Genomic DNA, 7,448 nt, shown 5'->3' on the forward strand with positions numbered 1-7,448 from the left:
CTGAAGCTGATTTTGGTTTTCAGAGCTGATGCTATTCATTTAGGTCATCTTGGCGCAAAACACGGAATTTGAGTCATCGATGACACATTCTGCTGAATCGGTGAGTCAAATTTGTAACATTGCTATTAGGCGTTGGTTTAAAAATGAGTGAAGATATCGTCGTATCATTGTTGTAAATGGGTCATTAAGGACTCATTAGCTAAAAATAATAAATATTGCTAAATATCAGAAGTTTGAAGTTCGACACATTTTTATGTTTATTCAAAACAAAATCAGGGGTATGTCATGAGAATAAAAATAACACTTAGCCTCGTCTGTTTATTGTTTAGTTGGCTGTTTATCACTCCGGTACGTAGTGATGAGCAGCCACTTGTTATATTGACGACGCTTTCAGATACACCAATGCGACCACTCACTGAAGCTTTTAGCGCACGTTATCCTGATACCAAAGTGCAAGTGGTTTATCGTCGTGTCGCGATAGCAACACGTATGATGAAGCAATATCCCACACAACCTGTGGATATTGTGATGTCGTCCTCGGCTAACTTTTTCCATCATCTAGATAGAGAAGGGCTACTGGCGCGGTTACCTGTTAATTATGAAACGCCAAAATGGTTAACTCGCCATAGTGATATCTTAAACGATAAGATAACCACGGTTGGCTATTCCGGTATTGGTATTATGAGCAATACACAATACTTGCAAAAGTTGGGGCTTCCTGCACCGAAAAGTTGGATTGATTTAAGTGATCCAATTTATCAAGGGCACTTAACCATGACCACACCGGCGAACTCTGGCACGATGCAATTGATGGTGGAAAATGTGCTACAAGAGTATGGCTGGGAGCGAGGATGGCAGATCTTACTGGAAACGAGTGGTAATCTTTCTTCCATTTCCGCACGTAGTTCACGTGTCAGTGATGCTATCGCCAGAGGTATTGTCGGCGCTGGGCCAATTATTGATAACTATGCTTTTAACCATCAAAAACGCTTTGATTTTGTTGAGTTTAGCTATTTTGATAAATCGATTATTTTACCTGCTTATGTCGCCATTGTGGCGGAAAGCAGTAAAAGAGACACTGCGGCCAAATTTATTGCCTTTCTTTTATCGGATGAAGGACAAGAGATCATCTATAAAAGTGATATGGCAAAGATCCCATTAAGTAAAGAGATCTTACGTAATAACGATGAACTTGCTAATAACACAGAATTTATTTTAAACAGCAATGAGGCTTATCGTCGTAGTGAAGTCGTTAATGCGTTATTTGATCAAATGATCACGCATAATTTTCCTTTAATGCGCCAAGTTTGGAATGATATTCATGAAGCAGAAAAACAGGAAAATAAAACCCCAGAACGTATTACTGCGATCAGTAAAGCAAGAAAAATAGCAAGTTCGGTGCTTATTAGTGAAAAAGAGGCAAATTCACCAACATTACAAGCATTATTTATGAAGGAAGCAGATCAGCGAGAATACTCTGATCAAGCATTAGCTGTGCTGTACCAATGGCGTACATTAGAAGCAGAAAGGCTCGAGCAAGCACTGGTTTTATTGAAAGAGACAAAATCACCCTAACCGCCTTGTGGTTCAGATATACAGCAGGAAGCGCTGTTTTTATGAAAGGTATTACGGATGAAATTATTAGTGCCTAAACAATTTGGCAAACTAGGTAGACGCCTGTATATGGCGTTTATCTTTAGTTCTTTACTCACCTTATTGATTGGTGTGGTTATCTTTTTTATGTGGGGAAAACTGGCGACACAAATTAATGCATCAGTGGGAGAATCTCTACCGATGTTAACCACCAGCTATAATATGGAGCGTTATAGCACCAATTTACAAATGCTATTAAAAGAGCGAGAGCAGACACAGAGAAAATCAGTTTCAGAGCAACAACAGCAGGAAATTCATCAGTTATTAGATAGTTTACGTGAATTCCCTATTGAACAAACACCGCAACGTGACTTTTATACTCAACTTGTTGATGAACTATCTGAGCTCATTAATCAACAGGATGTATTACTAGATAAACGGCGTGAGTTAGAGAATCGCCTTGCTCAATTATTGGGACAGTTGGCTTGGATGCATGACGCGGTTGGTGAAGATATTAAACCGCTACTTAATGAAATAGAGTGGCATGTCAGCCAAATGCTCAATGAAAAAAATGTGCAGGAAAATAGCTTACAATTGTTATTAGAATCAACGTTATTACAAGAATTATTTACCACTGAGAATGAATTAATTGGTTTAGTTGAAGAAATTGCTCACCAACGTTATAGCCGTGATATTGATGTTGCCTTTCACTATATCAGTGTCAAAATTGATGAAATTATTTCGTTAAATCAGAAGCTAAAGAGCTATCCTTCGACTATTGCTCACCGCCAAGTATTACAAGAGATTATTGCGATCACCCGTTATGACGGTGATATCTATCAAACACTGATTGATGATGTAGAAAACGAAAAAAAGCTTAAAGCATTAACCCCTGAATTAAATGAAAAGTTATCTCAGTTTGATAATGCAGTAAGTGGTAATGTTTTGGCGACCAGTGAAGTGTTAAATAAACTCAATGGCAATACCCGTAAACTGATGGCAACGGGAAAAATTGTTATTGTGGCGATTATTGTCGCTTCTTTATTGCTCAGTATTATTGTGATGAAAATCTTAATTGATAGAAGACTTATCGCAAGATTGAATAAACTAAGTGATGACTTAGCGCATGTTGCCAAAGGTAATTTAACCGAGCCAGTATTGATTGAAGGGCAAGATGAAATTGGTTTATTAAGTCGGCGACTTCGTCGTTTTTGGCGTCAAATGAAAGAAGTTGAAGCTAGTAATGCGTTAAATCTTATCAATAACACTGATGCAAGTTTAATTACTTGCCACCACGATGGCAGGATGGAAACGGTTAATCCAAGTGCGGCAACGTTATTAGGAACAGGAAAAGAGCAAAGTAATAAGCCTCTTTGGTTACTGTTTAGTGGCGAGGCGAGCACAATGCTTAAAGCGCAATTTAGCTCAACTAGTCAGCTTTATCGTTTAGGGCAGAGTGAATGTACTATTCGCATGGTAAAAGCAGGTGAACCTCATTTTTTACAATTTAATATTCGAGAGTATCCGCATAAAGATGAGCATAAATATATTGTTACTATCACGGATATTACGCGCCAAGAGTTAAGTCGATTAGAACTTCAAAGGCTGGTGGCATTAAAAACACAAGATTTACAAGATAAGAATCAGCAATTAAATGAAGAGATTGTGCGTCGTGAACAAGCACAAAAACACCTAATTCAAACGCAAGAAGAGTTGGTGCAAGCGGCTAAAATGGCGGTTGTAGGGCAAGCAATGACAAGTCTTGCGCATGAACTTAATCAACCTCTTTCTGCAATTAATACCTATTTGTATAGTGCAAAACTAACCATACAGATGGAAAAATACGATCAATTGCCTGATTCTATAGAGCGCATCGAAAAGCTTTGTGCGCGAATGAATCGAATTATTACAGCATTGCGTAATTTCTCTCGTAAATCATCATCTGAAATTAGTTTTGTATCAGCACCATTAAAAGAGCTGGTGGAAAGTGCAATGGTGCTGGTAGAGTCTCGTTCCAAGCGAGAGCAGTGCATCATTACGAATAATATTCCTGATGAATTAACCATTTGTGCCGATCCGACACAAATCGAGCAAGTCTTGGTTAATCTATTTGTTAATGCGATGGATGCCATTGCGGGTATTGGTGAAAGCCAGATCACTGTTGATCTCTTATCTGCTGATCCTAAAAGAAAATTGGTGGGGATCGCTGATAGTGGAAAAGGATTCAATTCTGCTGTTTTACCAAAACTTTTTACCCCGTTTACCACTACAAAAGATGTGGGGCTTGGGTTAGGGTTATCCATTTGCCGTTCTATTATGCAACGGTTTGGCTATGAAATTTATTTGGCCTCGGCGCTAAACGGTGGCGCTATGGTTGTTTTGGAGTTTACTGATGACACAATCACTCATGCCTGATATTGATGTTCTATTAATTGATGATGATGAAGATATTCTTGAATCTTATCGTCATTTGCTTAATCTCGCGGGTATGGTTGCCAGGGTGACTGACTCGCCTGAAAAAGCACTTAGCCTTTTAACTCCAGAGTGGCAGGGTGCTGTTGTGCTCGATATTTATATGCCTGCTATGAATGGTATGGAAGTGCTTGAACGCATTAAACATATTGATCCTCGTATCCCAGTTATTATGATCACGGGGCATGGCGATATACCGTTGGCCGTTGAAGCGGTAAAAAAAGGTGCTTATGACTTTATTGAAAAGCCAATTAATCCGCCATTATTCTTAGAGTTGGTGGCAAAAGCACATAAAGAACGACAGTCTATTCTTGCCCTTAGAAATGCGGTAATCAGCACTACTCAAGAGCGATTAGTGGGTGACAGCGCACAAATCACAGCGATCAGAGAGCAAGTACAACAAATTGCCGATATCGATAAAGACTTAATGATTGAAGGTGAGATGGGAACGGGGCGTCACCTTCTTGCTCAACTCTTACATGAGTTAAGCCCACACCGTGATAAAACTATTCAAACGGTAGATTGTCAAAATTTATCTGATATCAAACAGGTTATTGCTCAAATTGAGGCAGATGAAGTCGGAACATTAATTTTGCGTTCTCCATATGATTTATCATCAGAAGCACAACGTTGGTTAAGCTCTTATCTGTTAGATATCGAACGTCAAGGAAAGCGCCATTTTAGAACGATTGCGATTTTAGAAAATAATACACAGCAATTGGTAACAGAAGGGCGATTAATCCCTGAATTTTATTACTATTTTTCACAAATCACTTTTTCATTGCCTCCGTTAAGTGCGAGGCGTCCTGATATCATTCCGCTATTTAGAGCATTTTTGAGACAAAGTGCACAGCGACTTGGTATTGCGGTACCGAAGATTGATCGTAATTATCTTGATATTTTAAAACGTTATGATTGGCCGGGTAATATTCGAGAGTTACGAAATGTGGCGGAATTGTATGCGGTAGGTATTGTGAAAATGGTGGATAGTGAACAACATAGAGCGATTATTCCACCAGAAGGTCCTTTGGATAACTTAGTCGATGAATATGAGCGTCGATTAATTGAGGATGCATTATATTTATTTGCGGGTCGAGTCAGTGATGTAGCGGATTATTTAGGTATTCCACGTAAAAAGCTGTATTTACGAATGAAAAAACATGATCTCGATAAAGATAGCTATAAACCAAAGGTTTGATTTAATCCCATTGAATAACAAAGAAGCGCCATACAGGCGCTCTTTCACATTTTTTCTTTTAAGATATATCAATTGAATTATCTTGCAGCGAGTGTTACAAAATCGCCTGACCACTTACTGGTAAACTCAATACGTAAAGCGCCTTCCCACAAACCCTCTGGCAATGATGCGGCAGTTTGAGAGCCATTGATAATATTAAATAAAAAAGCACTTTGAAGGCTTTTCAGCTCACTTTTCTCTGACTCTTTATTTTCAGCCACCAGTCCATGATGAATACCTTTTTGATTATCAAGAATAACGGTTTCTTGATTATTTGATAATGTTTTGCCGTTCCAGTTTGCTTTCACTGTTAATACAGAATTATCAGTCGCATTTTTAAGTTCATTACTAATAATTTTCGAAGTCAATTTAAAGTCTGTTGCCCCTTCGGCATCTTTAACGGTGATATCAAAAGCCCCATTTTGTGTATTAAAGTGGTTATTTTCTGTCACTTCAAAATGTAGGGCATTTAAAGGGGTTACGCCTAATTCACTCTGTGGTTTCTTTACTGCTGTAGCATGCCAATTTGCAACAGTTTGTATTGAAGTTGTGTTGTTTGCATAAGTTGCAGTCGTGGTAAATGCTGTCAGTAATAAGCTTAGTAGTACGTGGTATTTTTTCATGGTTTATTCCTAAAAAATTATCGACGTTAATAGCAATATCGGCTAAAAAGTTTTTTTCATGAATTTATAAATAAAATTATGAGCATCTAAAAAAGATGAATCATTAGATAAATTATCGTATAAATTTGAAAAATAGTTTATTTAAAACGTCATAAAAAAATAGGAATAAAATGTAATAAAAATAACTTTATCGTTAATAATGTAAAACTATTAATAATCAATGGTCTATGTTGTTACTATTGTCTTTTTATGATTATTGGTCAAAAGTTAAAAATGATAAATATGACAAGATATAAATTAATTTAATTAATTATGTATTTACAAAAATTATATATTTAACAAAGTTACATTTTCTTTCAAATGAGAGGAAATAATAGGAAAGGTAATGGTGTCGGTAGAATGATTCGTTTTACAATAAAAAAGGTAGCTTATTAGGCTACCTTTATTTTTTTTATCAGCATTAAGGTTAGTTTGTAGCACAATTATTCTTTAACCCAATATAACGGTCAAAGGCAATAATAAATTGTTTATGCTCTTTCTTTAGCCAAGGATGTTGGTAACTTTCGCCGGGTAATAGCTGTAATATCTTGGCATTTTCTTCGTCAGAATCGCATTTATCATTTAGCAGTAAACGGAAATAAGTATTGCCTGTGTTTTTGATGGTGCCAGCAACATTATTATGATCATAACTGAATTTCATTTCACGAGGACGAATAACCATCACAGTGTTTAATCCAACAGTCGGAACGACTAAAGGTTGTTTACTGTTTTCTTGATAAGGTACTAAGTTAACAGGAGTTTCTTCAATAATAATACGATAATAACGCTCTTTATCGTCTTTGGCACCTTTATAAAATAATTTAAAAAACTCATGTTCATTAGGTAATAATACCTTTTGCAAAGGTGTATAAAGTATTTCACCATCATCTATAGGGAGTTGTTTTTCATCTTTTTCTTTGCCTCCCGGTTTTTCGATTTTATAGACATGAATTTTATAAAGATTCGTTCTGTCTGTATTATTAAGATAAGTGCGAGAGAAAAAAGTTTTATCAGATTCAAGAGTAAAAACCTCAGAACCTACATAAAGGGCATGGGCTGAAAATGTTAGTGCTGATAATGCTAATGTACTGATAAATTCTAATATTTTTTTCATTCTATCTCTTTAATTCGCTTTTTAATAATCAGTAATAAACCACACTATAATACCGTTAATCTAGATCGCATAATATAGGTTCAAAAGTAAAACGGGTATAAACACTAAATTTATACCCGTTGATCGACCAGTCTGACTGTTAGTGAATATCAGTCCCTGACCATTCAGCAAATACATTGACATAACCACGGGCTTCTACCACACCAATCCAGTCTTCACCTTCCATTGAGAAAAGTGAGGTACTTTCATTCATTGGAATAGTCAGTTGTAAATCAGTACGATAAAAATAACCTTCTAACTGATAAGGATGAGGCCATGCGGTCTGGGTCCAGAGTGCTTCTTTAATGGAGATAGGCACATTATCGCAAGC

At 36.8% G+C, this 7,448-nt stretch carries 6 protein-coding genes; 3 read left to right on the forward strand and 3 right to left on the reverse strand.

Annotated features, from left to right (window positions below; translation table 11 throughout):
* The first annotated feature begins 285 nt into the window (after positions 1-285).
* Genes ABN217_RS10870 through ABN217_RS10880 form a run of 3 tightly spaced genes read left to right on the forward strand, consistent with a single transcriptional unit; the run spans position 286 to position 5,263 of the window.
* Positions 286-1,575 (forward strand): ABC transporter substrate-binding protein, encoded by a 1,290-nt coding sequence (locus ABN217_RS10870; protein ID WP_340893844.1) that lies wholly within the window; start codon positions 286-288, stop codon positions 1,573-1,575.
* Positions 1,576-1,632: 57 nt separating this feature from the next.
* The gene (locus ABN217_RS10875) at positions 1,633-4,008 is read left to right on the forward strand and encodes an ATP-binding protein (protein WP_196554846.1); all 2,376 of its coding nucleotides are present in this window, start codon (positions 1,633-1,635) and stop codon (positions 4,006-4,008) included.
* The gene (locus tag ABN217_RS10880; RefSeq protein WP_072068990.1) at positions 3,986-5,263 is read left to right on the forward strand and encodes a sigma-54-dependent transcriptional regulator; all 1,278 of its coding nucleotides are present in this window, start codon (positions 3,986-3,988) and stop codon (positions 5,261-5,263) included. The genes ABN217_RS10875 and ABN217_RS10880 overlap by 23 nt, the downstream gene beginning before the upstream one ends.
* Before the next feature lie 77 nt (positions 5,264-5,340).
* On the opposite strand, the gene ABN217_RS10885 is transcribed toward ABN217_RS10880, so the two are convergent.
* From ABN217_RS10885 to ABN217_RS10895, 3 genes are all read right to left on the reverse strand, one after another.
* A complete protein-coding gene (locus ABN217_RS10885) occupies positions 5,341-5,925 on the reverse strand; it encodes a common pilus major fimbrillin subunit EcpA (protein ID WP_196554845.1) in 585 nt (194 codons plus the stop codon).
* Positions 5,926-6,391: 466 nt separating this feature from the next.
* Positions 6,392-7,078: a fimbrial biogenesis chaperone gene (locus ABN217_RS10890; protein ID WP_340893843.1), complete on the reverse strand. Its 687-nt coding sequence runs from the start codon at positions 7,076-7,078 to the stop codon at positions 6,392-6,394.
* 139 nt (positions 7,079-7,217) lie between these two features.
* A partial coding sequence (locus ABN217_RS10895; RefSeq protein ID WP_502935124.1) for a fimbrial adhesin EcpD family protein occupies positions 7,218-7,448 on the reverse strand: 231 nt, incomplete at its 5' end.

The sequence above is a fragment of the Proteus sp. fly-1067 genome (assembly GCF_040139345.1).
Taxonomy (GTDB): domain Bacteria; phylum Pseudomonadota; class Gammaproteobacteria; order Enterobacterales; family Enterobacteriaceae; genus Proteus; species Proteus vulgaris_B.